The sequence below is a fragment of the Nocardioides sp. REDSEA-S30_B4 genome, assembly GCF_001627265.1.
Taxonomy (GTDB): Bacteria; Actinomycetota; Actinomycetes; order Propionibacteriales; family Nocardioidaceae; genus Nocardioides.
On sequence record NZ_LUPI01000001.1, the window covers coordinates 32,095 to 57,037 of the forward strand.

Annotated in this window: 20 protein-coding genes and 1 pseudogene; 9 read left to right on the top strand and 12 right to left on the bottom strand. The window is 63.9% G+C overall.

Features of this window, described 5'->3' with window-relative positions:
* Positions 1 to 1,073: 1,073 nt before the first annotated feature.
* On the bottom strand, positions 1,074 to 1,931 hold the full coding sequence (locus A6R01_RS18215) for a glycosyltransferase (protein WP_366925082.1): 858 nt from the start codon (positions 1,929 to 1,931) through the stop codon (positions 1,074 to 1,076).
* Positions 1,928 to 3,289 (bottom strand): O-antigen ligase, encoded by a 1,362-nt coding sequence (locus A6R01_RS00180; protein WP_292602088.1) that lies wholly within the window; start codon positions 3,287 to 3,289, stop codon positions 1,928 to 1,930. Before A6R01_RS00180 ends, A6R01_RS18215 begins: the two co-directional genes overlap by 4 nt.
* A gap of 375 nt (positions 3,290 to 3,664) precedes the next feature.
* On the opposite strand from A6R01_RS00180, the gene A6R01_RS00185 reads away from it, so the two are divergent.
* Both A6R01_RS00185 and A6R01_RS00190 read left to right on the top strand, forming a co-directional pair.
* Positions 3,665 to 4,441 carry a glycosyltransferase family 4 protein gene (locus A6R01_RS00185; protein ID WP_292602290.1) on the top strand — a complete coding sequence of 259 codons (777 nt, stop codon included), beginning with the start codon at positions 3,665 to 3,667 and terminating at the stop codon, positions 4,439 to 4,441.
* A gap of 2 nt (positions 4,442 to 4,443) precedes the next feature.
* The gene (locus tag A6R01_RS00190; protein ID WP_292602091.1) at positions 4,444 to 5,247 is read left to right on the top strand and encodes a glycosyltransferase family 2 protein; all 804 of its coding nucleotides are present in this window, start codon (positions 4,444 to 4,446) and stop codon (positions 5,245 to 5,247) included.
* A 167-nt stretch (positions 5,248 to 5,414) separates the two neighbouring features.
* Here A6R01_RS00190 and A6R01_RS00195 read toward each other — a convergent pair.
* The 4 genes and pseudogenes from A6R01_RS00195 to A6R01_RS00210 all read right to left on the bottom strand — a co-directional run.
* Positions 5,415 to 6,103, bottom strand: a pseudogene (locus A6R01_RS00195) (transposase); the annotation flags it as partial.
* A gap of 75 nt (positions 6,104 to 6,178) precedes the next feature.
* Positions 6,179 to 6,934 carry an IS21-like element helper ATPase IstB gene (gene istB, locus A6R01_RS00200; RefSeq protein ID WP_292602094.1) on the bottom strand — a complete coding sequence of 252 codons (756 nt, stop codon included), beginning with the start codon at positions 6,932 to 6,934 and terminating at the stop codon, positions 6,179 to 6,181.
* A gap of 501 nt (positions 6,935 to 7,435) precedes the next feature.
* Complete coding sequence (locus A6R01_RS18220; RefSeq protein ID WP_366925083.1) at positions 7,436 to 7,915, bottom strand: acyltransferase; 480 nt, start codon at positions 7,913 to 7,915, stop codon at positions 7,436 to 7,438.
* Positions 7,916 to 8,151: 236 nt separating this feature from the next.
* On the bottom strand, positions 8,152 to 9,606 hold the full coding sequence (locus A6R01_RS00210) for a sugar transferase (RefSeq protein WP_292602101.1): 1,455 nt from the start codon (positions 9,604 to 9,606) through the stop codon (positions 8,152 to 8,154).
* Positions 9,607 to 9,935: 329 nt separating this feature from the next.
* Here A6R01_RS00210 and A6R01_RS00215 point away from each other — a divergent pair, with 329 nt between their 5' ends.
* The 5 genes from A6R01_RS00215 (at position 9,936) to A6R01_RS00235 (ending at position 17,651) form a co-directional block, all read left to right on the top strand.
* Positions 9,936 to 10,619 (top strand): dihydrofolate reductase family protein, encoded by a 684-nt coding sequence (locus tag A6R01_RS00215; protein ID WP_292602104.1) that lies wholly within the window; start codon positions 9,936 to 9,938, stop codon positions 10,617 to 10,619.
* 665 nt (positions 10,620 to 11,284) lie between these two features.
* Entirely contained in the window at positions 11,285 to 13,210 is a 1,926-nt protein-coding gene (locus A6R01_RS00220; protein WP_292602107.1) for a M12 family metallo-peptidase, read from the top strand.
* A gap of 169 nt (positions 13,211 to 13,379) precedes the next feature.
* Positions 13,380 to 14,432: a GDP-mannose 4,6-dehydratase gene (gene gmd / locus A6R01_RS00225; protein WP_292602109.1), complete on the top strand. Its 1,053-nt coding sequence runs from the start codon at positions 13,380 to 13,382 to the stop codon at positions 14,430 to 14,432.
* The gene (locus tag A6R01_RS00230) at positions 14,425 to 15,402 is read left to right on the top strand and encodes a GDP-L-fucose synthase (RefSeq protein ID WP_292602112.1); all 978 of its coding nucleotides are present in this window, start codon (positions 14,425 to 14,427) and stop codon (positions 15,400 to 15,402) included. Before gmd ends, A6R01_RS00230 begins: the two co-directional genes overlap by 8 nt.
* A 209-nt stretch (positions 15,403 to 15,611) precedes the next feature.
* Complete coding sequence (locus A6R01_RS00235) at positions 15,612 to 17,651, top strand: hypothetical protein (RefSeq protein ID WP_292602115.1); 2,040 nt, start codon at positions 15,612 to 15,614, stop codon at positions 17,649 to 17,651.
* 29 nt (positions 17,652 to 17,680) lie between these two features.
* On the opposite strand, the gene A6R01_RS00240 is transcribed toward A6R01_RS00235, so the two are convergent.
* Positions 17,681 to 18,526 (bottom strand): SGNH/GDSL hydrolase family protein, encoded by an 846-nt coding sequence (locus A6R01_RS00240; RefSeq protein WP_292602118.1) that lies wholly within the window; start codon positions 18,524 to 18,526, stop codon positions 17,681 to 17,683.
* A gap of 105 nt (positions 18,527 to 18,631) precedes the next feature.
* Here A6R01_RS00240 and A6R01_RS00245 point away from each other — a divergent pair, with 105 nt between their 5' ends.
* Entirely contained in the window at positions 18,632 to 19,246 is a 615-nt protein-coding gene (locus tag A6R01_RS00245; RefSeq protein WP_292602121.1) for a hypothetical protein, read from the top strand.
* Positions 19,247 to 19,363: 117 nt separating this feature from the next.
* Here A6R01_RS00245 and A6R01_RS00250 read toward each other — a convergent pair whose 3' ends face one another.
* Positions 19,364 to 20,272 (bottom strand): hypothetical protein, encoded by a 909-nt coding sequence (locus A6R01_RS00250; protein WP_292602124.1) that lies wholly within the window; start codon positions 20,270 to 20,272, stop codon positions 19,364 to 19,366.
* A 152-nt stretch (positions 20,273 to 20,424) separates the two neighbouring features.
* Here A6R01_RS00250 and A6R01_RS00255 point away from each other — a divergent pair, with 152 nt between their 5' ends.
* Complete coding sequence (locus tag A6R01_RS00255; protein WP_292602127.1) at positions 20,425 to 21,513, top strand: acyltransferase; 1,089 nt, start codon at positions 20,425 to 20,427, stop codon at positions 21,511 to 21,513.
* Between the two features lie 19 nt (positions 21,514 to 21,532).
* Here the strand turns inward: A6R01_RS00255 and A6R01_RS00260 are convergent, their stop codons facing one another.
* Genes A6R01_RS00260 through A6R01_RS00275 form a run of 4 tightly spaced genes read right to left on the bottom strand, consistent with a single transcriptional unit; the run spans position 21,533 to position 24,934 of the window.
* Positions 21,533 to 21,985 (bottom strand): hypothetical protein, encoded by a 453-nt coding sequence (locus A6R01_RS00260; protein WP_292602130.1) that lies wholly within the window; start codon positions 21,983 to 21,985, stop codon positions 21,533 to 21,535.
* Positions 21,986 to 21,994: 9 nt separating this feature from the next.
* Positions 21,995 to 23,566: an IS1634 family transposase gene (locus A6R01_RS00265; RefSeq protein WP_292602133.1), complete on the bottom strand. Its 1,572-nt coding sequence runs from the start codon at positions 23,564 to 23,566 to the stop codon at positions 21,995 to 21,997.
* On the bottom strand, positions 23,508 to 24,410 hold the full coding sequence (locus A6R01_RS00270; protein WP_292602136.1) for a fibronectin type III domain-containing protein: 903 nt from the start codon (positions 24,408 to 24,410) through the stop codon (positions 23,508 to 23,510). The genes A6R01_RS00265 and A6R01_RS00270 overlap by 59 nt, the downstream gene beginning before the upstream one ends.
* 5 nt (positions 24,411 to 24,415) lie before the next feature.
* Positions 24,416 to 24,934, bottom strand: coding sequence for a hypothetical protein (locus tag A6R01_RS00275; RefSeq protein ID WP_292602139.1), 519 nt, complete (start codon positions 24,932 to 24,934; stop codon positions 24,416 to 24,418).
* Positions 24,935 to 24,943 lie beyond the last annotated feature (9 nt).

Here is a 24,943-nt window from a genome sequence, read left to right on the forward strand (position 1 = left end):
TCCGGCCACGATAACGGAAATAAGCTGCCGACGAGGACAGTTCGCAACCTGGCTAAGTAGTGAGGACCAAACGCTCATCACTATGCCAAAAACCAACAACCCAGCGTAATACGGGTAGGCGCCATCGCCCGAGAACTCCATTCCGACGAGACCGGCTACCCAGCCACCGCATGAAGCGTAGAGGACTGCTAGGACCAACGAAGCAGATAAGTACCAGAAGAGTTGCGTTCGGGTCTCTGCTCGGAGCGTTTCAGGCCTGCTGGAACTAGCTCCCCAGCGGCCAATAGACAGCCAGGGGAGGCTGGCGGATAGAATCTGCGCTGGGGCAACGAGGAGGAGAAGCTGTGCGTAGTAAGCATATTCTTCAGCCCCCCGCAACAAAACGGCAGCAGATGTGAGCAAGTATGTGTAGAGCAGAACTCGGGCCGCTGTTGAAGTTGCGAAAGCAACTCCCGAGGCGACGCGAAAAATGACAGTGCCTAGTGCCTCCCAATAGCCATTTCGCAATCGCGAAGCGACGACCCCCCTAGCTCCCGAGGCAGCGAACAGTGTCAACGATGACACAGCGATTAGCGCTTCTGGGCTCGCTTCGAAGCTCCATGCGACTCCGATGAGAATACTAAGGCTCAGGGCGGCGTAAAGGCATGATCCTTCGACTAAGCGTCGCCAATCTCGCTGTTGCGCGCGGAGTTGGCGGGAGGCACCCATACAGCACGCTGAAACCGTCAGGAGTAGTGCCGCCGACGCGTGTGCCGCCCCTGCGCCGCCGAGAAGGACCACAGGGAGGAGTAGTGCTAGTAAGAGTAGATAGCACTTTTGATACGCGTTCTTCAGGACGGCCAATTGTGAACTGCCGGTTTGGTCATCCGCGATCCGCGAGCGGGTGATCGTTGCCTCCGAGAGGACGGCGAAGCTGCCCCAAGACACGCCCCAAACAAATGCGAAGATCCCGAAGTTGCCCTTATCTAGAGCATGAAGAGCGACAAGAGAGCAACCAAAGTTTCCTGCAGAAAACAGCAGTTGATCTGAAATGAGTGCAGGAGCTGCAGCACTGCGCGGCCAGATCCGCATTCTCAGAGGTGCGCCAAGGCCGTAGCCGCTGCAGTAGGGAGCCCATCAGAAGTCCATGCCACGCGCTCCGGCCTTAACCTCTTTGCTCGCAACTCTCGTACATATGCGCCCTCAGCCAACTTAAGACGTCTGTGTCGAAGTTTGGCAGCTCGCGCGCTCCGCCTACTCCTCGTGATGTTATGCATACCATCTAGTGTCGAGAATTCGTCGGCGTCGGCACTTTCCGGAGTTGCTGTCACCTGTGCCTCATGGACTCGAAAGGCGCTAAGTGGTGCGGGGATGTATCTGAATCGAGCTCCATTTGCGGCTAGTCGTAGCCATAAGTCCCAATCCATGCTTCGGCGCAGATCTTCATTCCATCCGCCTACAGCTTCTATCGCACTTACTCGGACGAACGTGGTACATGAACTGATAAAGCATCCGTAGTAGCGCAGGACGCTGATGTCGAATGTGTGACCAGGGACGAGGCGAAGAAGCGCGCCATCGGCGTCCACGAAGGCGCAATCACCGTAAATCACATCCGCGGCCGAATCGTCAGCGGCGGTGCGCTGAAACTTGTCAAAAGCGCCGGGGAGATAGAATTCGTCTGCATTCAGCCAACCTATGAACTCCGACGAAGCACGGGCGAGAGCCAAGTTCAATGCGTGAGACTGCCCATTATCCCGCTGCACGTGTAAGTCCAAAACGGGGTCTGGGCGCTCAAAGTTCGCGAGTTCCGACAATGTTTCATCCGTGGAGCCAGCATCTTGAACGCGCCACGTGACGCCCCAGTTGCCTTGACCAGCGATGCTGCACCCTGCCTCGGTGATGTAGCGCCCGTAGCCGAATGATGGGGTCAATACTTCCAGACTGGTAGTCATGCTATCGCGCTCTCTAAGTGAGGGTATTTACGTCGTGTGTGCCGCTGTGCTCGCTGCTGCGCCATCAGTAGGCCTACGCAGTAGTAAAACGGCACGGCGCCGAAAGGTGACTCCATAACAACACCCAGAGTTGCGATGATCAACGTTCCTAGAATCAAAGAACCGACTAGGAGATCGAGTTCGTTTCCGCGTGGCCATGCTCGAATCGCCTCCCGCAATGCCAAAAATATCAGCCAAAAGTACAGCATGAGGCCTATGACGCCAAGTCGCGCGAGCGTGTTTAACCAGAAGTTGTGGGGTGCTCGCGGTATTGTCTCTTCGGAGGGATCTGCGCCAACCAAAAGCCTCCGGGCGCCTGAATCGAAGAGAACGTCGGGGCCGAACCCAACTCCAGCAACTGCCCGGAATGCGTCATCGACTGAGTAGTTATACAGAGCGACCCATGCTTCCTTTCTGGCTTCGGTCGTGCCGGCAGCCCCCAAACCGAGTTCACTGCCGTCCGCCGACGCGCCGAGTGTGCCTGCGAGTCGCTGACCGATGTCGGTTTGGGGAAGCACGGCCATCATGCCGATGAGAAACATGGGCACTAAGGCCGCGGAGATCAAGCCGGCGTTGCGGGTTAGACCTCGTCTGTACGCGAGAACGACTGAGAGACAACAGAGCAAGATGGCTGATGCAAGTCCTGCTCTCGATCCAGTGCTCAATGTGCCGATCAAGCAGACTGCAAGCCAGAGCAACGGGTACCCGGATCGACGCCCACTCAGAACCCGAAAAACCAGAATAGACGCAAGCACGCCGAGTAGCATGGTATCCATATCATTCCGGGTCTGGAACAGCCAGATGTGTACAGCCGCTGGGTTCACGGGGAAGTGCCAGTTCGCGAAAACTTGGCTAGTTGTTGCCGCCAGGACCCAAACTGCGTGAAATTTCAGGACGCAAGTGAGTGCGCGGCCGGTGCGGTCCAACGTGCTTCTCGCGTCGGCGCCGCCAACTCTGCTGCCAGCTAAGAGGGCGACTACAACGTAACCATAAGGAGCGGCATCCCGAAGTACATCAATGGACAAGGACGACCCTATGATCAGCCTGGCGATCGTGTAGGCCAACAATAGCCAGCAAACTAAGGCAAGTGATGTCACCTGACTGTCCCGCCCGTGAGCAGGAGCATGCCCTTTGCGAAGTTCGCGGTAGGCTGGCAACTGCGCCCGAATGAGAACTCCGAGGCCCGCGAACGCCAGCAATAGATCAGACAGGTAGAGAGGACCCACTCCGACGTAGGCTCCCCATCGTGTTCCTCCCAGCAGGAGAGCCACGGAGAGAGTGCCTGCGACTAGGACGGGGGGACGGGTCTCACGGGGCACGTACCCCAGTCTACTGCCTCAAGATTACGAGAGAGAGTCGCAATGGTGAAGAAACTCATTCTGGTTACGTCCGCTGCTGGGGCCTACGGACGAGGAGGAACGCAATTGCTTGTTGAGGCGATTGCCGAGTCAGGTACATCTCTCGCCTACTCAGTCTCTGTTGCCCAATTGGAAGAACTCAACGCCATGGACGTGTCGGATTGTGTCATCTTTTGGCAATCTTCCGCAGAGATATCTATGTCTGAGAGGCGGACTCTCGAGCACTGTCTTGAACTGGGGGCCGTGATTGTTGAAAAGAACGTCTTCGCCATGCCAAGTGTGAATCGCCCGGTGCACCGGAACTACCGAATATGCCTGATGAGTAGGGACGGACAAATGAGATACCAGCTCCGGTCACGGCTCGAGGGGCTGAAACAAACGTCGTCCTGCTTTGTGCTCCCTAATCCCAGGTGGGGTTCTGGTAGAACTTCTACAATTAGGTCGCTGCCTGACAGAGGGGAGTTAACTCTTCTCAGGATAGGTAGGCCCGACCCCATCAAGTGGTCGAACTTTGAACTTGAGTATGCTGTTGCGCTCCATCGAAAGACACGCAGGCCCGTACGTCTTGTGCGCGTCGGCTATCCAGGTCCCCACGCTGTGACAAGTGTGGCTGGCGTGAGGGTTGAGGATCTGCCATATCAGGACGACCTCTCAGAGATTTATAGAGGTGCCGATCTGTACGTGCATTATTCGCGTATTGGCGAAACGTTTGGAAATACGGTCTTCGAGGCGCAGGAAACGGGTCTGCCGGTGATCTTCGCTGCCAGCCTAGGCTGGGACTGCGCACCGGTGGAGTATCTGCCTCAATCTTCATTCTTGTTCGCGAGCCGTGGCTGGCTGCTTAAAAATGCTGACACAAGCCTCTCGCGGTTTGAGTTCAGTTCAAAGTCAGTCGGCAGTTCACGACGGCCTGTGCGCGAATATGGGGAAGCCATCATGCAGATCGCGAACACGGCACCCGAAGAAATGACCGAACTCAGGTCCATATCGTCTGGCGTTGGTTATGTCTGGATGTTGGGAACTCGCGGTCACGGCTTCTCCGCGGCAGCCCGCGTGGGTGCAGTGTTGCGCATGGTTCTACGAAGTCTCCGCAATCGAGTGATAAGGTCTTAAATATGTCGGATGACGAGGTAGTTGCAGTAATTGCCGCGAGAAACGAGGCTGCGCAGATAGCTGATGCTATCCGTTCTGCGGCCAGCCTTGCGACCAGAGTTATCGTGATCGACGATTTCAGTACCGATGAGACCGCCGAGTACGCCCGTCGCGCCGGGGCATGGGTCGTCCAGGCCCAGCCTGAGGCTTCGGGCAACGTAGAGCGTCTGTTTAAGCAAGGGTTCTCACTGGTTCGGCATGGGTGGATTCTTCGTATGGATGCGGACGAGCGCGTCACTGACGACTTGGCGCGATCGCTCCGGTCGTTCATCTCGACGGGGGAAGTGTCCGCTGTACGCTTCGCCCGGTTGAACGTGTTGTTCGGTGGAGCAGTGCGTCACGGCGGCTGGCTGGAGGCGAGGCAGGTGGGCCTGTTTCGTGCGGACAGTTGGGATCGTTCCTGGGGCAACACAATCCACCAACAGGTGGCAGTGGTCGGCCCCGTCGCGACGATTACGCCTAGAGATGGGGTTATGATCCATCTTGACTATGATGAAGTATCTGAATTCGTGGAACGCAGCTTGATGCGGTATGCGCGTCAAGAAGCGCAAGAGCGATACGCTATGGGTCGTCGCTTTAAGGTGTGGCGTCTTCTGCTACGCCCATTTCTCCGCACCGTGTGGAAGCTTACCGTAAGGGGCGGGGTTCTGGACGGCAGTCGCGGTTTGGTTGTGGCATCTTTGCTGGGATTCTACGATGGCCTGATAGAGATGTACCTGTGGGAAATGGGCCGATCAAATGATGAGTCGTCCAAGTCAAAGACCTAGGGTTGGGTCGGGTAAGAAGTTTGAAGTGTGTGAATTCACGGGCATTGCGATCTAGGGCGGCCGTGGAACTGTAGACCAGTATGATGCTAAGTTCTTAATCATCAGGGTCGAGTAGTGGGGATTAAGTCCCCGGGAGTGGTGTAGCGCTGCGTTCCTTCGCTGATGGGTCAGGCGGTCAGGGCGGGTAGGTATTCTGCTCCGATCTCGGTGTCGTTGGTGGGGACAATGTTGACGCGCGAGCGGGTAAGGACTTCGAGTCCGAGGTAGCGGCCCTCGGCCCATTCGTCGGTCTGCTCGGCCAACACGGCACCGACCACGCGCACGATGGCTTCGCGGGTGGGGAAGATCCCGACCGGGTCTGTGCGGCGTCGGATCTCCTTGTTGGGTCCCTCGGTGGGGCTGTTGGACCAGATCTGGGTCCAGATCTCCTTCGGGAAGCCGGTGAAGGACAGCAGGTCGGCTCGAGCACGGTCGAGGTGGTCGTGGACCTCGGGCAGCTTTTGGTCGACGCAGTCCAGGAGCCGGTCAAACTGGGCGTAGACCGCGGCGGTGTCGGGCTGGTCGTAGACGCTGTGCAGCATCGCCATGCCTGCCGGCCACATGCCTTTGGGTGTCACTCCCATCAGGTTGAAGGCGTAGTGGGTGCGGCAGCGCTGCCAGGCCGCGCCGGGCAGGTTCGCGGCGACCGCCTCGACCAGGCCGCGGTGCGCGTCGGTGGTCACCAGCCGCACGCCGGGCAGGCCGCGGGCCACCAGGTCGGCGAGGAACTCGTTCCACGCCGACCGCTCTCGGCGATGGCCAAACGCATGCCGAGGACCTCATGGTGGCCCTCGTTGGTGACGCCGGTGGCGAGCAAACGACTGCGTTGATTGATGGCGCTCGCCGAAGTTCCCCAGGGATGCTCATCGAAAGTCCCCACCCTGGGCGGTGGTCACTGTAGCGGTCGGCGGGTGCCGGACGCGGTAACTCGGAGTGCTTCGTTCTCGGCGTGGTGGTCGCGTAGGCGGTAGGAGTCGCCGTCGAGGTTGAGCACGAAGGAGCGGTGCAGGAGTCGGTCGAGCATGGCGGCGGCGGCGTCGGTGGTGTCGCCGAGGGCCTCGCCCCAGGAGGCGACGCCGCGGTTGGTGGTCAGGACGATGCTGGTCTTCAGGTAGCGCTGGGACACGTCCTGGAACAGCGCGGACGCTGCCTCGCCGGGCAGCGGGAGGTAGCCGAGCTCGTCGATGATCAGCAGAGTGGGGCCGGCGAAGAACCGCATGGTGGTCGACCACCGTCCATCGATCGCGGCGCGGTGGCAGCGGGCGGCGAGGTCGGCGGCGGTGGTGAAGTAGGTCCGGTAGCCCGCTTCGGCTGCGGCTCGGCTGAGGCCGACAGCCAAGTGGGTCTTCCCGACCCTGGGCGGGCCGATGAGGAGCACGTTGGTGGCGGACTCGAGGTAGCGACAGGCCGCGAGCTCGTCGAGGAGCTTCTTGTCGACGCCGGGGGCGGCGTCGAAGTCGAAGTCCGCTAAGGTGGCGGGTGTCGGCAACGAGGCGAACCGCAGTCGACCGGCGAGTTTGCGGGCTTCGGTGGCCTCGACCTCACGCGCCAGCAGATGCTCCAGAGTCGCGATCATCGACCACTGCTCGCTTCTGCCTGTGCCAGCACCAGGCCGCCTTGAAGTGCCTCTACCTGGTGACCCGATCACTCGACCCCACCGGCACCGGCAAGGCACGATGGGTCATCCGATGGGAGTCAGCACTCAACGCCTTCGCCATCACCTTCGGGGGACGCATCAACCCCTCGGACAACCAGGAACGCCAGAGGCCAGTTACACAGGAAATCTGCCAGTCCCGGCCGGGGCCGGTGCCCCGCGAAGCCCGGCCGGCCGGCCGTGGTGGAAGGCGACCTCGGGGAAGTCGATGGGAGCGAACTTGGCCCACCACCGCAGCCCCGGCCCGAATGACGTGCGTTGGCGTCGGTGTAGCCCACGCCCCGCGCGATCAGCGCTAGGTACTCTTCGACTACCAACGGGTCATACGTCCGTCTTGCCACGACACCCTCTCCTCGGTGTCGCTTCGACTACTGGAGCCCGTCGACGCTCCGGTATCGCCGAGGATGCGTACTTACAAGTGGCTTCTCCGAGGCGTGCCGTCAGGCGGACTCATCGTCAACACCTTGAAGGCGAATCTCGGCACCGCATCCGCTTCTACCTCCATTCGACACCTTGGCGTACGACTCGCGCAGGGGTACCCAAGCACAGCGAACGGGGCGGGATGTCATTCGCAACAACACTACCTGCACCGACGATGGCTCCATCGCCGATAGTGACACCTGGGAGAATGGTGACGCGAGCGCCAATCCAAACGCCGTCGCCAATCGTTATAGGAAGAGTCTTCGGCACGTCATCGAGTTCGTGATGGTTGCTGTCAGTCATATGCACACCCCAGGCGATCGCACACGACTTTCCAATTGAAATTCTGTCGAAGCAATAAAGCCTACAGTCCTCATTTAGGTAAGTGTCATCCCCGATCTCAACCAATGCGAACGGGGTGTACAAGTGAAGCAGTAGCTTGCGGTGCAGTTTTACGTTGCGGCCAAGGCGAACAGTTCCTCCTCGCAACCTAACGATTCGGGGAAATCCCTCTGAGCGCAGTCCTTCGGCGCCTGCAAAGCGCACTGAAGCCATGAGGCCCAAAAGGCGGTGAATCGCGCGGCGAATATTGTGACGAAGGCTCAATGACTGCTACTCCTCGCTTGCTTCTAACTAAGGACCATGTTGGAGTCCTTGACGTGACTTACTAGCCATAAGTCCTGCAAAGCCGCTTAGTAGATCTAATTCTGATGCGCTTTGAGAATGCTGGTCTCCCACTGAGTTGTTCGGAGGTTGTGTTGCGCCGGCATGAGGGATTCAGGTCGGCGGCGTCAGTACGCGCCGCGGGCCCCGAGGACAGCGCCTAACGTCCGAAACAGAATTGTCAGATCCTGCAGCATTGACCAGTTATCCACATAGTACAGGTCCAGTCGGATGGTCTCTGACCAGGTCAGGTCGGATCGTCCCGATACCTGCCAGAGGCCGGTCATTCCTGGCCGTACACGCAGTCGGCGGGATGTGTAGTCGTCATAGGCTGCGACTTCGTGCGGGAGAGGTGGCCGTGGGCCGACCAAACTCATCTCGCCGCGCAAGACGTTGATCAATTGTGGCAGTTCATCCAGCGAAAATCGGCGCAGCCACCTCCCCGGTGAAGTCACCCGGGGGTCGTCATGAATCTTAAACAGGCCTTCCGAATATCCGGCCTGCTGGTGTAGGGCTGCCAATTTAGTTTCGGCGTCGACGACCATGGTGCGAAACTTCAAGCAAGAGAACTCGCGCCCTTCCCTGCCGGTGCGTGTCTGTCGAAAAAGCGCCGGACCCTGGTCGTTGACTTTGATTTGAGTTGCAATGGCGGCCATAAGTGGGCAGAAGACGATCAGCAACAGAGACGAGCCTATGATGTCGAATAGGCGCTTTCCCCATCGACTCGCGTCGGACCAGGTCGGCGGGTCCACATGGATCAGCGGTAACCCCGCTACGGGACGAATCCTAATTCTCTCGGCCGAGATGTCGGTGACACTAGGGGCGACAACCACTTGGACGTCGTGCAGTTCCAGGTCCCATAATGAGCAACGGAACTGGCTTGACGCGCCTACTGAGCCACCCGCGTAGAAGATGACATCGGCTCGGGCTGCCGCTACCAATTGGGTGGCGTCGCTCGTATTCCCTAGGACTGGAACTCCGGACGAAGTCTCCTCCGCGAGGTCGTACTCGGGGGTCAGGGCCCCGATCACCTCATAGCCGAGCCAGGTCTCCCGTCGAAGGACAGCTGCGATCTCGTCGACATGCGAGCGGCTGCCAGCGATAAGTACTCGCTGGCGCAGTGAGCCGTGCTTGCGCGCTTGCTGTACCGCACGGCGGAGTAGAAGCCGGCCGACGAGCAGCGTGGGGATGCCCGCGCCGAACGCGAGCAGGAAAAACCCCCGTGAGAGGTCGTACTTCGCGAGGTAGCAACCGACGCCCGACAGCCCGGCGGCAATGATGCTGGCGTTGAAAACTCGACGGTACTCGTCGGTGCCTGCGCCGAAGACATCCTTCTTGTAGCCGCCTGCGAGCGCGATTGTGGCGATCCATCCTGCGATGATCATCGGTCCCGCAACACTCGCGCTACTCTCAACACTGGCCGAAGAGGTAAAGATGTCGAGCTCGCGCCGCCCGACTATTGCGATCAGCCCGATGCCAACCATGAGGGCGACGTCGATGGCCAGAGCCGTGAGCGGCAGGGCGCGGAGATAGCGACTGCGGGCGCCAGACCACCGGCTCGTGGTTTCCGACAGAAGGGTCATCGCTGCTGGTCCCATGCTTCCGCGCGTGCGGCGTGGTATTGCTACCCCCTCGACGATGAGGGGCTGGATTGTGGTCCGCCCGACCGGACGCGACGCCTGACTTTACTTCTCTTCACTCTGCGGTGCATCTCGTCCGTGTTACGCGTGATTGAACACTGAGGGTGCAGCCTCGCGAGTCCTGGCAGCACTGGGTCCTCGTCCTCCCGAAGGGCTCGTCCGCTGGTCTGTACCGATTCGAGCGGGGGTGGTGCCGCGCGGCGTGACACCGGGGTGCGAACCTAGGGGCCAGCGGGAGACCCCGCCGTCTTCAACCGGGTGACGAGGTAACGATGCGAGTCCTGACCGGCGCAACGCCGAACGAGAACATCACCGACGCGGACCTGGCCGAGCTCTACGCTCCGCCGGCAGGGCAGCCCTGGCTGAGGGTGGGCATGGTGAGCACCGTGGACGGCTCTGCCACCGGCGACGACGCACGTACTGCCTCGATCAACAACGCGGCCGACCAGCGCGTCTTCCAGGCGCTGCGCTCGCTGGCCGACGTGATCATCGTGGGAGCCGGCACCGCCAAGGCAGAGAAGTACGCACCCACCGACGTGCCGATCGTGCTGGTGTCACGCAAGGCCCAGGTGCCCGAGTCGCTCCAAGGGGCGCCGGCCGGGTCGGTCCACCTGGCTACCTGCTCTCGTTCCGACGGGCTGCCGGCGGCACGGGAAATCCTGGGCGACGACCACATCCTGGAGCTCGGCTCCCACCGGGTCGACCTGCCGCAACTGAAGGCCACACTCGCCGAGCGCGGCTGGATGTCTCAGCTCTGCGAGGGCGGGCCGCACCTGTCGCGGGACATGGTCTTCCAAGGCTGCGTCGACGAGGTCGCCGCCACCACGGTGCCGCGCCTCGTGGCTGGCGCCTATCCGCGGACGACCGAGGGTGCGCCCATCAACGTGCCGCTCGAGCTGACCATGCTGCTGGAAGACTCCGGCACCCTCTTCGGGCGCTGGGCGCTCGGGGGCTGAGCGTGCGGCGACTGGTTGTCGCTGTCCTGGCCGCGTCCGTTGTCGGGGCGCCGGCGGTTGCGGCCGTGCCTGCGTCACCGGGTCTCGATGACGCTCAGGCCTCGGTGGCCGTCGCCGCTGAACTCGCGGAGGATGGTCTCGACGCTCGCTCGTCGCTGGCGCTCCTTGCTGCTCGACCATCCGGGCTGTCGGACTCGACCGGCCTCGGGGACGGTGAGGTGGTGCGCGTCGATCAACGGGTGGTGAAGCGCGACCTGCGCGGGGATCTACTGGAGCTGCCCGCCCCAGGTGGTGACGTCGTGGAGTTCGAGGTCCAGCCGGTCGAGGTGATGGAGCCGCGACTGGCTGAGCGTCACCCGGAACTCGCCGCCTATGCCGGGCGATCGGTGGGCGACCCGACCACCACGGTCTCCGTGGCGGTGACGCCACTTGGAGTGTCGGCGTCCGTGCGCGGGGCCCAGGAGTGGGTGGTCGAGCCGGCTGGGACGTCCGGTGGCGCTCGGCATGTCGTTGCGGTGGGTGGTCTCGACGCTCGCTCGGGCCGTCAGACGGCCGTCGCTGCTCGACCACCGGTCGATGTTCTGGTGCCCGAGGGGTCTCGTGGCTCGCTTCGCTCGCACCTCGACCAGCCCAGTTCGGCTGCTCGACCACCTCAGGGGCAGGTGGTGCGTCGGACGTACCGGCTGGCGTTGCTGAACGACCCGACGTACGCCGACTACTGGGGCAGCGAGAACGTGCTGGCGGCGAAGGTCGCGCTCGTCACCCGGCTCAACCAAATCTACAACGACGACCACGCCATCCGCTTCCTGCTGGTCGAGGACTCCGAGGAGCTCAACCTCGACTCCGACGCGAAGGCGATTGGCCCTGACGGGCCCTGTGGGTCCGCGCCCTGCTTCGACGACGCCATCGAGGACAGCGAGGGGATGCTCGGCCGGTGCGGGACCGACACGCTCGGGCGGACGAGGCTCGTGCTGGCGAACCTCATCGGCGCTTCGGCGTACGACGTGGGTCACCTGACGCTGGGCGTCGACGGCGGAGGAGTGGCGTGGCTGGGCGTCGCCGGGCGCGACTACGCCGGCGGTGGCTGCACCGGGCTCACCCAGCCGCGCGGTGATGTCTTCTACATCGACTACGTCGCCCACGAGATCGGTCACCAGTTCTCCGCCGAGCACACGTTCAACGGGGCGGGCGACTTCTGCGGCGCCAACGGCTCCGACGCCTCCGTCGAGCCCGGCTCCGGTTCCTCGGTCATGGCCTACGCCGGCATCTGCGGAGCCGACGACCTGCAGCCGCACACCGACCCGTACTTCTCCCAGCACTCCATCGAGGAGATCGGGAGCTACGTAGGCGGCGACCAAGTGGACGTGGTCGAGGTCCAGCAGGTCTCGCTCAGCGGTTTCGTCACCGACGGGGACACCGTGACCCTGAGCCTGGGTGAGAAGAGCACGACCCTCACCCGTGGGACGGGCTACACCCGGGCGGCCGTCCAGTCCGCGGTCGGCGACCTGGTGGGCAGTGATGTCCGGGTCGCCCGATGGGACTACGACCCCTACCTCGGGCAGGTCTCCTCGTCCGCGGCCGCCCCGGGACAGCCCTCGGACGCTGGGTTCCAGATCGTCTACGCCTCCAGCCTCGAGCCGGATGTGGGCGGAGTCCGACAGGACCGCCCGGAGCTGGTCGCCACGGGTGGACCCGGAGTGGAAGCCGAGGTCGTCGAGGTCGCACGGGGTGGCCCGGCCCGGAACGGTGGCGAGGCGGAGGCCTCCGGCAACCTGCGGCCTGTCGTCGCGGCGCCTGCGCGGAAGACGATCCCGGTTCGCACGCCCTTCACGCTCCGCGGGTCGGCCACCGACCCTGACGGCGACCCGATGACCTACTCCTGGGAGCAGGACGACCCAGGCATCGGCACGGCACTGTTCAACAACAGCAAGGTGTTCGGCCCGTTGTTCCGCCAGTTCGGCGACAACGCGCGCGTCACCGGCAGCGGTGCCCTCGAAAGCCCCTCGCCCGGGCAGAACACCGCTTCGACCGAGCCCACCCGATGGTTCCCCGACCTCGAGCAGGTACTGCGCGGTCGCACCAACGCCAAGACCGGCAAGTGCCCCGGGGTCTCCGGGAGCTCCGCCCGGGACAAGGTGCTGGACTGCTACTCGGAGTTCCTCCCGACCGGGCAGTACCGAGGGGCCGCGCACATCGGCCGACGGACCATGCACTTCCGGCTCACGTCGCGCGACGGGAACCCGGTCGGCGGGGGCACGTCCTACGCCGACGTCGCCATCAAGGTGCAGCGCTCGGCCGGCCCCTTCCTCCTGCGCTCGCAGTACAGCGGTCGCACCGAGCACGCTGGGCAGAAGATCGGCGTGCGCTGGAAGGTCAACGGAACCAAGGAGTTGGCCCGCAAGGTCCGCATCCGGTTGTCCACCGACGACGGACAGACCTGGGGCACCGTGCTGGCCAACAACACCCGCAACGACGGGAAGAAGAAGGTCCGGTTGCCGGCCGGCATCACCGCCGACGCGGCGTGGGTGATGGTCGAGGCGCGGGGGAACTACTTCTACGACGTCAGTGACACGCCGTTCAAGATCCGCTGAGCGTCGAGGCGCCCCTCGCTCGCACCTCGACCGGTGGGGGTGGCTCATCCGCTCGCGTCTCGACCGGCGGGAGGCAGCGGATCGTTACACGGCGGACACCCGGCCGGTGGGTGACGTTAAAGAGGTCCGATAGCCTCCGGGCAGTTCGGAAACTCTGAAGGGAACATCGATGCGACGCGCACTCATCACCGGCATCACCGGCCAGGACGGCTCCTACCTGGCCGAGCTGCTGCTCGGCAAGGGCTACGAGGTGCACGGGCTCATCCGCCGGGCCTCCACGTTCAACACCTCGCGGATCGACCACCTTTACCAGGACCCGCACTCCGATGAGGCGAAATTGTTCCTGCACTACGGCGACCTCTCGGACGGCGCCCGCCTCGTCACCCTGATGCACGAGATCCAGCCCACCGAGGTCTACAACCTCGCAGCCCAGTCACACGTCCGGGTCAGCTTCGACGAGCCGGAGCACACGGGTGACACCACCGGGGTCGGTGCCATGCGTCTCCTCGAGGCGGTTCGCCTGGCTGGCGTCGACTGCCGCTACTACCAGGCCTCGAGCTCGGAGATGTTCGGCGCGACGCCGCCGCCTCAGAATGAGGAGACGCCGTTCTACCCGCGTTCGCCCTACGGTGCGGCCAAGGTCTACGCCTACTGGGTGACCAAGAACTATCGCGAGGGCTACGGCACCTTCGCCGTCAACGGCATCCTCTTCAACCACGAGTCCCCCCGCCGCGGCGAGACCTTCGTGACTCGCAAGATCACCCGCGCGGTCGCCCGTATCAAGGCCGGCTTGGAGGACCACGTCTACCTCGGCAACCTCGACGCCGTCCGCGACTGGGGCTACGCGCCCGAGTACGTCGAGGGCATGTGGCGGATGCTGCAGGCCGACGAGCCGGATGACTTCGTGCTGGCCACCGGCGGCAACTTCACCGTACGCGACTTCGTGGTCACCGCGTTCGAGCACGCCGGTCTGGACTGGGAGAAGCACGTCCGCTTCGACGAGCGCTACCTGCGCCCCACCGAGGTCGACGCCCTCATCGGTGACGCGTCGAAGGCCGAGGCCAAGCTCGGTTGGAAGGCGAGCGTCCAGACCGACGAACTGGCTCGGATCATGGTGGACGCCGATATCGCCGCGCTCGAGCACGAGGGCCGGCCGTGGTACGACCAGGTGGCGCTCGAGGGCTGGCCGAAGGTCGGCAACCCGGGGATCACCGGTGTCTGAGGGGGCCTTCGAGCCCCGTCCGCTGGACCGCGACGCCACAACGTTCATCGCTGGGCACCGTGGTCTGGTCGGCTCCGCGATTTGGCGCAAGCTGGAGGGCGAGGGCTTCAACTCTCTCGTCGGCCGTCGCTCCGGCGAGCTGGACCTGCGTGACCGCGAGGCGGTCTTCGACTTCTTCGCCGAGACGCGACCGCGCTACGTCGTGCTCGCCGCAGCTAAGGTCGGCGGCATTTTGGCCAACAACACCTACCCGGTCGACTTCCTGTCCGACAACCTGCGCATCCAGACCAACGTCATGGATGCGGCGTTGGAAGTGCGGACCGAGCGGCTGCTTTTCCTCGGGTCATCGTGCATCTATCCACGCATGGCGCCTCAGCCGATTCACGAGGACTCTCTGCTCACGGGACACCTTGAGCCGACGAACGACGCCTACGCGATCGCGAAGATCGCCGGCATCCTCGGGGTCCAAGCCGTGCGACGCCAGTACGGGCTTCCGTGGATCTCGGCGATGCCGACCAACCTCTACGGCCCCGGCGACAACTTCTCGCCCACCGGCAGCCACGTGCTGCCGGCGTTGATCCGGCGCTACGACGAGGCCCGTGCCTCGGGCGCGGAGTCAGTGACGAACTGGGGGACCGGCTCCCCCCGGCGGGAGTTCCTACATGTCGACGACATGGCCGCTGCGTGTCTGCACCTGATGGAGCACTTCGACGGGCCGCAGCAGGTCAACGTCGGCACCGGCCGCGACTCGACGATCAAGGAGATCGCCGAGACCGTCGCCTCCGTCGTGGGGTTCGAGGGTGAGACCCACTGGGACACCTCGAAGCCCGACGGCACCCCGCAGAAGCTGCTCGACGTCAGCAAGCTTCGGGACGCCGGCTGGGAGGCCTCGATCGGCATGCGAGAGGGACTGGAGTCCACCGTCGCGTGGTACCGCGAGCACGCGGCTGACCTGCGCGAGGTCGGTTAGGCGTCGTCCCTGCTCGCTTGTCTACTTAGCGGACGCGAGTAGGCGTGCGAGTCTCAACCACGCATGGTGAATCCCTCCGACCGAGCGTTTGGGATGGGAGAGGCGCTCTAGACAGTAAAGCATTTTCTCAGGAACTGCTTTCGCGAGTTGCGTAAGCCCACCCATGATGAAACCGCTGACAGATCAGCGATGGCATTGGGGGGCCAGCCATGTTCTTCACGCGTGCGCGTGTTTTCGATTCTGCCGCCAGGCGATCAATCACTCTGGCGGCGACTGCGTTGTTGGTGCTTGGTCTCGTGGCGCCTGCGGCCAGTGCTCAGGCCTGGCACCAGGTGACAGGCAGAATCTTCGCACCGAGTGAAACAGGGACCGTGCCGGGTACCGAAGTGCAAGCGCTTGATGGGAACTCTCTGGTGGGCTCGTCGACGGTGACTGCCGATGGGACCTACTCACTCATGGTGGCCTCGTCGGTCGTCGATGTCGTCTTCACCCCGCCCGAGGGTTCGCGATGGAATCCGATCCGGGTCGAAGGAGTGGATACATCCGCAAATCCAACTGTGGACGTGACTTTGGTGCCCATCAACGGCTTCGTGGCTGTCTCGGGTGTGGTGCGTGATGGTGATGGGGTTCCGTTGGTGGGGGTGTCGGTTGGTTTTTCCGACGGGACGGATGCTGGGGGCGCCTCTACTGATGAGTTGGGACGGTATTCGGCTGTGGTGCCTGCTGACGCGCGGTTTTTGGGGGTGAGTCGTGGTCAGTCGACTCCGGTGGGGGAGCAGGCGGGTTTCTTCAGTTTGTCGGCGCCGGTGGAGTTGGTGCCGAGTTCTGGCGGTGGTGTGGTGCTCGACTTGACCGTGCCGTTGCATCGGGTGGCCGTGCGGGTGGTGGATGGTGCGGGTGGTCCGGTGGCGGGGGCGCAGGTGAGTTCTGGGTTGTATACCTCGTTGGGTCCGATCACCTTGGCGCCTGGTGTGGTGACGTCCTCGTCGTCGGCGAACGGTTTGGGTGGGACTACTGGTCCTGATGGGTGGCTGGTGACGAGCCTGCTGGAACAAGACAGCACATCTGTTCAGGTCACAGCAACAATCGGATCGCTTGCACAAAGCGTCACCTCTGAGATCGCTCGCGTGGACCGTCCGATCAGCGTCGTGTTGCAGTTCGAGCGCGGGCCCACGGAGGAAGCGGCCGCCGACCAAGTCGACGATCACATCCATTACCAGCGCGCGGATCGTCACGTGACTCTGCAGGCAGGCCAAACCTTGACGGAGGCGATCACCTGCCCTCAGGGTGCCTTGCTGAGCGACGTCAGCCCCCTTGTCCAGCACGTCGACCAAGGCGAAGACCTTCGCAAAGTCGTCGTGACTGAAGTGGTGGGTGACCCGCTGATGCTGCCTGGTGAGCGTCGAGTGACTGTTCGCAACAACACCTCAGGACAGGCGCAAGTCAAGTTGCTAGCTACCTGTCTGCGCCGTGAGACATCTGGTGGCGGCAACCTCGAGGTGACCGCCGGTCCGAACCAGCGACTGGAGCCAGGCGAGACGAGCCGCAGTGTGGCCTGCCCCGTCGGGACGATCGGACTCGCCCCATCGTGGAAGTCGGAGGACGGCGCTCCGGTCATGGCACGGCCTGTGGCGGATGGCAGGTCGTGGGACTTCGGGTTCGCGTCGCCGACATCGACGCCGCGGGTGGTGGGACTTGCCTGTTTGCAAGCGACCACTGGCGCCACCTCAAGGCTTGTCGTCGGCAACTTCGTGAACACGCGTCCAGCAAGCGAGAGCCCCCACTCTTCGACGTTCGTTGCTCCGGACCGCCACAGCATCATCGGCGCCGGATGGCAGGGTGAGGCTGACTCGATTCATCTCGGGCACGAGTTGCAGGATCGGCAAGCAGTGGTCCTCGGGCTAGGGGCTGAAAATCGGACGTCGTTCGTCACTGTCCGCGGCTTCACGCAAGCGGTCGTCCCATCTGCCGTCCTTCGTCGTGGGACGAGAACGGTCAAACTGCGCCTGTCCGTTCATGCCCCAGTCCGCGGGTGGCCCACACTGTTGCTGTCGAGCGAGGGGGGTGATGTCAAGGAAATGCGGCTGAAGACCGGGCGAATCGAATTGACAGCCAACCATGTCTGGAAGGGGCGCGTTCGGTTGACGAAGAGGGCTGCGAGGCACTTGGGGCGTAGAGGAATCTCGGTAAGTCTCCGACTTGCTGGATACACCGCCCCGGTTCACCTCGCTGTGAAGCCCAAGAGGTAAGACCTCGAGGCCCGAACGAGGTCCAGGTTCTACCTCGTCGGTGCCAGACCTGAGTCGCGGAAGGACTCGATCATCGAGGTGGCGATGAGCTCGTGGCCGGCGTCGTCTGGTGCGCCGTTGACCGTGTCGAAGGTGGACCAGCCGTCGGGTTGGGGGCGCAGGACCAGGACGTCGGGGTCCTCCCGCCATGCGCGGGCGACGGTGCGCTCGCGGGTCTCGGCCTGCTTGTTGGGCGTGCCCGGCCAGAACGGGCTGACTGCGACGACGTCGGCGTCGGGATAGCGCTCGGCGATGGCCGCGTCGAGCTCCTCGATGGCTGTCTTGGCGGCGTCGTTCGAGCCGTCGCCGCCGTACCCGCCCTGGATGATCACCAGGTCCGGGTCGACCGAGTCGGGCGAGTCGGTGAACAGGTCGAGCAGCGAGTTGCCGGACAGGTAACCGGCGCCCGGGGCGGTGGCGAGCCGGACGTCCCAGCCGAGCTCCTTGCTGATCAAGCTGGCGTAGGAGTTGCTGGGACTAGAGGCGCCGCGTCCGTCGGCGTACCCGTCGCCCACCAGCAGCACGACCGGCTGCGGCCGGTTGTCGGTCGGCTCCAGCACGTCGAAGGTTGGCGGCTCGTAAGGGTCCGCCTTGTCGTCGTCACCCTTGCCGCCCTTTGCGTCCTTGCTGGCCTCGTCACTCGACGGGGCGCTGGGCAGACCGCCGCCTGAGGACGCGCCGGGGTTCGTGGTGTCGGTCGCCGTGGCAGCGGCGATGTCGTCCTGCCACTGCTGGTAGCCGTAGGCGGTGCCACCCACGACCACGATCGCCAGGAGGACGACCAGGACGACAGCGGGGGAGAAGCCGGGGGAGGACGAACCGGGAGCACGGCGCACGGCCGCGAGTGTAAAGGTGGTGACGCTTCCGCGCTGGGACGCTCGTCACCCGGTCCATACCCGTCGGGTCTCGTGGGCGGGGCCGCGATCTGCCACAGTCCGCCCATGCGGAACGACGACTGGCTGCCCGTCAGCGCGGCCTCGTTGGTGGCCGGCGCGATGGCGCTGCTGCTGGCCACGGTGCTGACGACCGACGGCGCCACGACCCAGGACATGTTCCGCACCGTGCAGGCGCAGGGCGGGCGGTGGCTAGGCGGGGCGTTCATGTACTTCCTCGCCTCCGTCGGGCTGATCCTGGGGCTCCCGGCGATCATCGTGTTGGTGCAGGGCCGGGGGCGGCGTACGGCGATGGCGGCGTGCGTGGTGCTGGCGGTGGGATATCTCGGGACGGCGGGCTATGCCGCGCTGCTGATCTTCTTCCGGGCGCTCGTCGTCACCGAGGCGCTGACTGCGACGGCGCTGGAGGCGGCCGCGGAGGAGAACGGGCTGATGACCTTCGTCTTCGCCTGGGTCGGGGCGTTCTACCTCGGGGAGCTGCTGCTCGCGATCGCGCTGTGGCGCGCCGGCACCGACGTCATTGCGCGGTGGGTGCCGATCGCGCTGCTCGGGCACGTGGTGTCGCTGGCGTTCGTGGCTGGGCCGGCTTGGGTCGGGCAGGTGGCCGTCGTGCTCGTGGCGCTGCCCTTGTGTGGGCTCGCGATCAGGGTGGCACAGCGGTAGTCGAGTTGCTCGACGGGTCATTCCCGTCCAAATGGCTCAGGCCGATGCTCAATCAGCCTGAGAACCTCGTTCGGTCCTTTGCACAGCCCAATCAAGGCGCCGGCTGATCGTCTGAGCTCAGGCCGGTTCGGCCCATCCGAGATCGATTAGCTTCTCGTGCACTAGTTCGGCAAGCACCTCATCACCGGACTTCTGTCCAATCTGCGGCGGGTCGGCGAAGCTCAGATGCACGACGTCGTTCGGCACGCGCAGTGATGTCGGGACAGTGTCAGCCGCGATGTCCGCCCGATCCGCGGGCGTTGGCGATATGCCGGCTCGGTCCAGGCCTTCCTGGATGAGGAGCCGTCGCACGTCGAGGTATTGCTCGCCGTAGGTCTCGGCCAGCCCCTGGTTGATGCCCTCGACGATCCGGGAGTAGGTGGCCCCACTGCCTTCGCCCTCATCGGTGGCGTTGATCGTAGACAGAATCAGGTAGCGGTCATCGGAGGTCGCCGCGACCATTGAGGCGATGTCTTCGAGGACATCGCCGACGTTCTGCGGATTGTTGCGGCCAACCATGATGATGTGGACCGCCTCGGCCTGCGCCTCGGCGGAGTCAGGGACGAATGTGACGTCTTCGCCCACCGGCGCTGCTTCCCCCGGCTTATCCGGAGTGAATCCGAAGCGAATGGACTCTTCGGTTCCCTCCGCGTAGGCGGTGAGGGTTCCGTGCACCCCAGCTAAGGTCCCGGGCATCGGCGACGCTTCGTTGGGCTGCCAACCCAGCCGGATGCCGGGATACTCACTTGCCCAGCCGCGATCCTCATTTGTGAACGCCAGGCCGGCTTCGCCGCTAGTGGGGAGGGCTCCAGACTCGACGCGGAACGCGGCCACAACGCCGCCCTGGCGCACCGCGACCGAGCCCGAGAACTCGCCGCTGACCCCACCGTTGTAGATCGTGCTCTCAGGCATCATTTCCTGCAGGTAACGCGGGTATCGGCTCGACATCGAGTCGCCCCACACGGCGATTCCGTGTCGAGTCGCCACCGGCTGCGCAGCGTCATCGACTGTCGAACAGGCAACAAGAGCCGGTAGAAGGGAGAGGACGACGGCGGCGGCTACTCTGATCCCCACACCAACACGCTACGGCGCCCATGTTTCGCATCCTAGTTCTGGCGTCTGCAGCCTAGGATCACGCCATGTCTGAGAGTCGGATCGCTGCGCTGCAAGGTCTCAGAGGGGTGGCGGTCCTACTCGTCGTCATCTCTCACAGCATGACGATGGCGATCGATTCAACTCGATGGAACGACGTGGGCCACGTCTTCTTCGACGGCGGATTCGGCGTGCTGGTGTTCTTCGTCCTCAGCGGTTTCCTTATCACGGGAATTCTGACTAGAGAACGAGAGCGCACTCGAACGATTAGTATCTACAACTTCTATGTACGCCGCTTTCTGCGAATCATTCCAGCCTTTGCCTTTTTCTTAATGGCTATGGGCGTCCTGACGGCGGTGGGCGCGGCTGAAATTCCACGAGCAGACTTTCTGAGAGCCAGCCTACTAGTCTCGGACTACCTTCCGACCGGCTGGCACCTGGGACACACATGGTCACTGTCTGTAGAGGAACAATTCTACATTTTCTGGCCGCTGACGCTCCTCGCATTGAACACGCGGCTCGCATGTAAGGTCGCTGTCGCCGCGATCGTCGTTCTCCCGATACTGCGTGTCGCAACTTATGTCTTGACGCCCGATCTTCAGCCGAGGATCGGTATCATGTTTCACACACGAGCCGACTCGCTTCTGATCGGCTGCGCGGTCGCTCTTCTGCCTATCGCATACCCGAAAGCGTGGTCGTACACCGTCACCGCCGTCATCCGGTATCGCCTGGAGCTGGTCGCGCTGCCTGTCATCTTGGCATCTTCGGCGGCGGGAATATACCTCGGAGGAATCTGGCTTCTGCCGTTTGGGTACACGGTACACAATCTCGCCGCCGCAGCCGTCCTAGTTGCCGTCCTGCAAAATAGGAAGAGCCCGTTGCGCAGGCCGTTGGAATGGCCGCCGCTTGTCTACGTTGGCTTGATCTCGTACAGCCTGTATCTCTGGCAAGAGCCACTGCTTGCGAGTGGCTCCGACGCCTTACCGGTCATCGGCGAAACAGTGTTTGCCCCCATCGCTGCGCTCTTGGTGGCTGCAGCTAGTTACCGCTTCATCGAAGCGCCGTTCCTGGCGTTGAAGAGCAGATTTCAGCGCGCGCCAGCCAATGCGGTCGCTCCGGCATCGGAGTCGGCGTGATCTCAGACAGTCGCTTCTCTCAAGCGGTCGCGCTCGTGTGAGATAGTTCGTCCCACGCGCCAGCGTGGGTGGCACTGATGTTGAACGCGCCGTTCCAGGTGCCGCTGTAAGCCGAGTCGGTGGCGCTGGCGCGTTCGGTGCCGTTGACGCGCACCTTGTGCGAGTTGCCGTTCCACACGACCTCGACCACGTCACCAGCGGCGGGCGTGACGCCGGTGGTGTCGGCGAGGGTGGTGTAGGAGCCGCTGGCGGTCTGCTTGACCAGCCGGTAGAACGTGCTGGTGCGGTACAGGATGTAGCCGGTGGTGCCGGTGCCGGAGGAGAAGCCGTAGGAGATGCCGACCTGGATCATCTCGGAGGAGCCCCGGACCCAGCGGAACGTGCCATAGGCTGCGCCGGAGTTGACGAGCAGATGCTGCTGGGACCCGGAGATGGCGATGCAGGACAGGGCGTTCGACCTGACTCGTGCCACCGGGGTGTGTCAGTGAGGGCCGGTTTGTAGCGAGTCCAGGATCGTCTTGGCGGTCGGGGTGAGTGGGTCGGCGGCGAGGTGATCGTGGCCGGCGATGCGGACGGTGATCTGCTGGAGCGGTCGCAGGGTCGTGATGATCTTCTTGATGCTCATCCCAGTGGTGTTCTGCAGGTCGCGAGCGATCGCGAGCGCCGCGAACACGATGGTGAGGTGAGCCTCGATGGCGTCGCGGGTGTGGTGGAAGATCGGCCGTGCGGCCAGGTCGGTCTTGGACATTCGGAACGACTGCTCCACGTGCCATAGGTCGTGGTAGCTGCTGATGACCTCGCTTGGGGGCATCACGGTGGCGGGGATGTTCGTGACGTAGCCCTTCAGGCCGACCAGTTCACGCGCCCGACCGAGGGAGGCCTCATCGAGAACGGTGGAGCCGTTGCGGGTCTTGACGAACCGTGGCGTCCTGGCGGCCTTCTCGCCCGCGACGACCGCGCGGGCCTTGTTCTCCTGCAGCGTCAGCGTCTTGTTGTCACGTACGGCTCGCTTCGTCGAGTACGCCCACACCGCACGCCACGACTTCGCGTGCACCGCGGGGTCCCAGACCGGCTCGGCCTTGGTCTTGGGGTCCGATGACTTGACCAGGATGCCGCGCTGGTCGCGTGGGGTGATGGTGTCGATGACCTGGCCGTCAGTGAAGGCGGTGCCGTGCCATCGGAAGTGGGACTCCAGATCCTTGGGCGCCTTCGTTACCCGCGACCCGACGATGAACCTCAAGCCCGCCTCGTCGAGCTCGCGCAGGTTCTTCGAGCTGAGCATCCCGGCATCGGCGACCACGACCATGTCGGCGATGCCGTGACGGTCTTGGAACTGCTTGACGATGGGGATGATCGTGAGGGTCTCTGCCTTGTTGCCTTCGAAGCAGCCGATCTCGAGGGGGAACCCTCGCCGGTCGACCAGCAGTCCGACCACGATCTGGGGGTCGACGCGGCGTTCCTTGCTGTAGCCCACCTTGCGTAGGGCGTCTTCGTCCTCTGCTTCGAAGTACAGCGTGGTGACGTCGTAGAGGACCAGGGAGACATCGCCGTTGGTCATGGCGTGCTGGAAGCACGCGGTCGCGATCGTGGCTCGGTAGTCACGCTCCTGGGCGCGCTGCAGCGCACGGAACATCGTGCGCAGCGAGACCGCCGGGGCTCCGATCTCGTGAAGCACCCTGACCGAGTCGGCCTTCGAGGTCGGCTCGATGACCCGGGCCAGCACCAGTTGAGCGAAGGCCTCGTCATCGACGGCGCCGAATCCCAGCCGCGTGTAGGCCTCGGTGAGGACCTGCCACAGCAGCGCTGAACGCTTGCTGGTGATCGGGGCTGGCCGGGCTGGCACACCCTCATCCTCGAGCCCGACGATCTCGAGGTCGAGAGCCTCTTGGCCCTCGTGCATGCGTCGTCGTGCCACCGACATCAGCACCGCGAGTTCGGCCTCGTCGCGAGCCGTGCCCACATGCTCGAGGACCACATCGCGCCCGTCGCGGCGTTCAGCGAGCTGGACCTTTGTACTGCCCGTGCGACCCGGAGCCTTCCGCACGAACACCACCGGCGGACCCTATCGGCCAGCGGGGTGTGTCAAACACATCGCCGGCAACCCCGTGACCTGCACAAACATCGATTCGATCAGCGATCCCGCTCCAAGTGGCACGAGTCAGGGCCCCGGTGGCGGTGCCGGTGGCATCAGGAGCATCCACCCACGAGCCTGCCCCGCTGACGCGGTACTGCACGGAGTAGCCGGTGAGGGTGGAGCCGCCGTCGCTCGCCCGTGTCCAGGTGAGCACGGCCGCGCCCTGCTGGCCGGTAGCAGCAAGTCCGGTGACCTGAGCGGGCACTGTCGCGCCTGGGGCGGTGTAGACCGGGACGGGCGGCGTATAGGTGCCTGCTGAGGTGCCGACCACGGCGTTCAGGCCCTGCTCGAAGTCGTCGCCCAGCCGCGCGGCCAGCACCGTGTTGATGCGGTCGGCGTAGTAGGCGTTGCCGAGGTCGTTGGGGTGGAAGCCGTCGGTGTAGAGCATGGTGTCCATGTCCCAGTCGGCGTCGTGACCGATGGACACCACGTTCGCCCAGTCGTCGGCGACCGTCTGGAGCTCGGCGAGGTAGAGGGCGAGGCGGGCCTGCTGGTCGGCGCCGCCGTTGACGTAGGGGCCGGGCTTCATCCAAGCGATGAGCGGTGGCGACTCCATGAGCGGGTTCACGCCTGCGACGGTGGCTGCCGCCGAGACGGAGACACGGACGGTGTGGTCCCCGTCGCCGTAGCCCGACATCACAATGGCGCCAGTGAAGGTGTCGCGGAAGCCGCCCGTGGAGAACGTTGCGACCGTCGTGCCGGTGCCGGTGCCGGTGCCGGTGCCCGTGTCGGTGACGGTGACGTTGGCCCCGGCGCCGTTCACACACCTCACCCGGATGGCGCAGGCGTCGCCCGTCCAGGCGATGTCGACGTGCGCCCAGCGGTGCCGTCGCTGAGACCTGCGGTCCACCCGGGGCCGTAGATCAGGGAAGCCGAGCTACTCGTCTCGACCGCCCAGGCCGAGAGGTGGTCGAGCATGGCGCGGAACACCTCGCGGGAGGTGGTGCGACCGTGGTCGTCGGCGTAGTTCCGAACGTCGTTGATGACGATGTCGCCGAGGCCGACCATGCCGATGCTGTTGGGCGTCCAGTTGCTCTGGATGCTGGCGAGGATGCCGTAGGAACGTGAGCCGGAGATGCCCCGGTTGGCGGCGACGATCATGCGGTTGCGGGAGGCCACCCGGTCCCAGAACCGGGTGCCATCGAGCGCGCCCGGCCCACCCTTGGCCCACGAGTCACCCTCGATCGTCAGCGACACCATCTCCAGTGCCGGGATCGCGCGCCGGGCATACGAGGCAGAATGGCGGCAACGTCTGAATCCGTTCGTGGTTGGAAACACGTCGCCCACTGTCCGTAG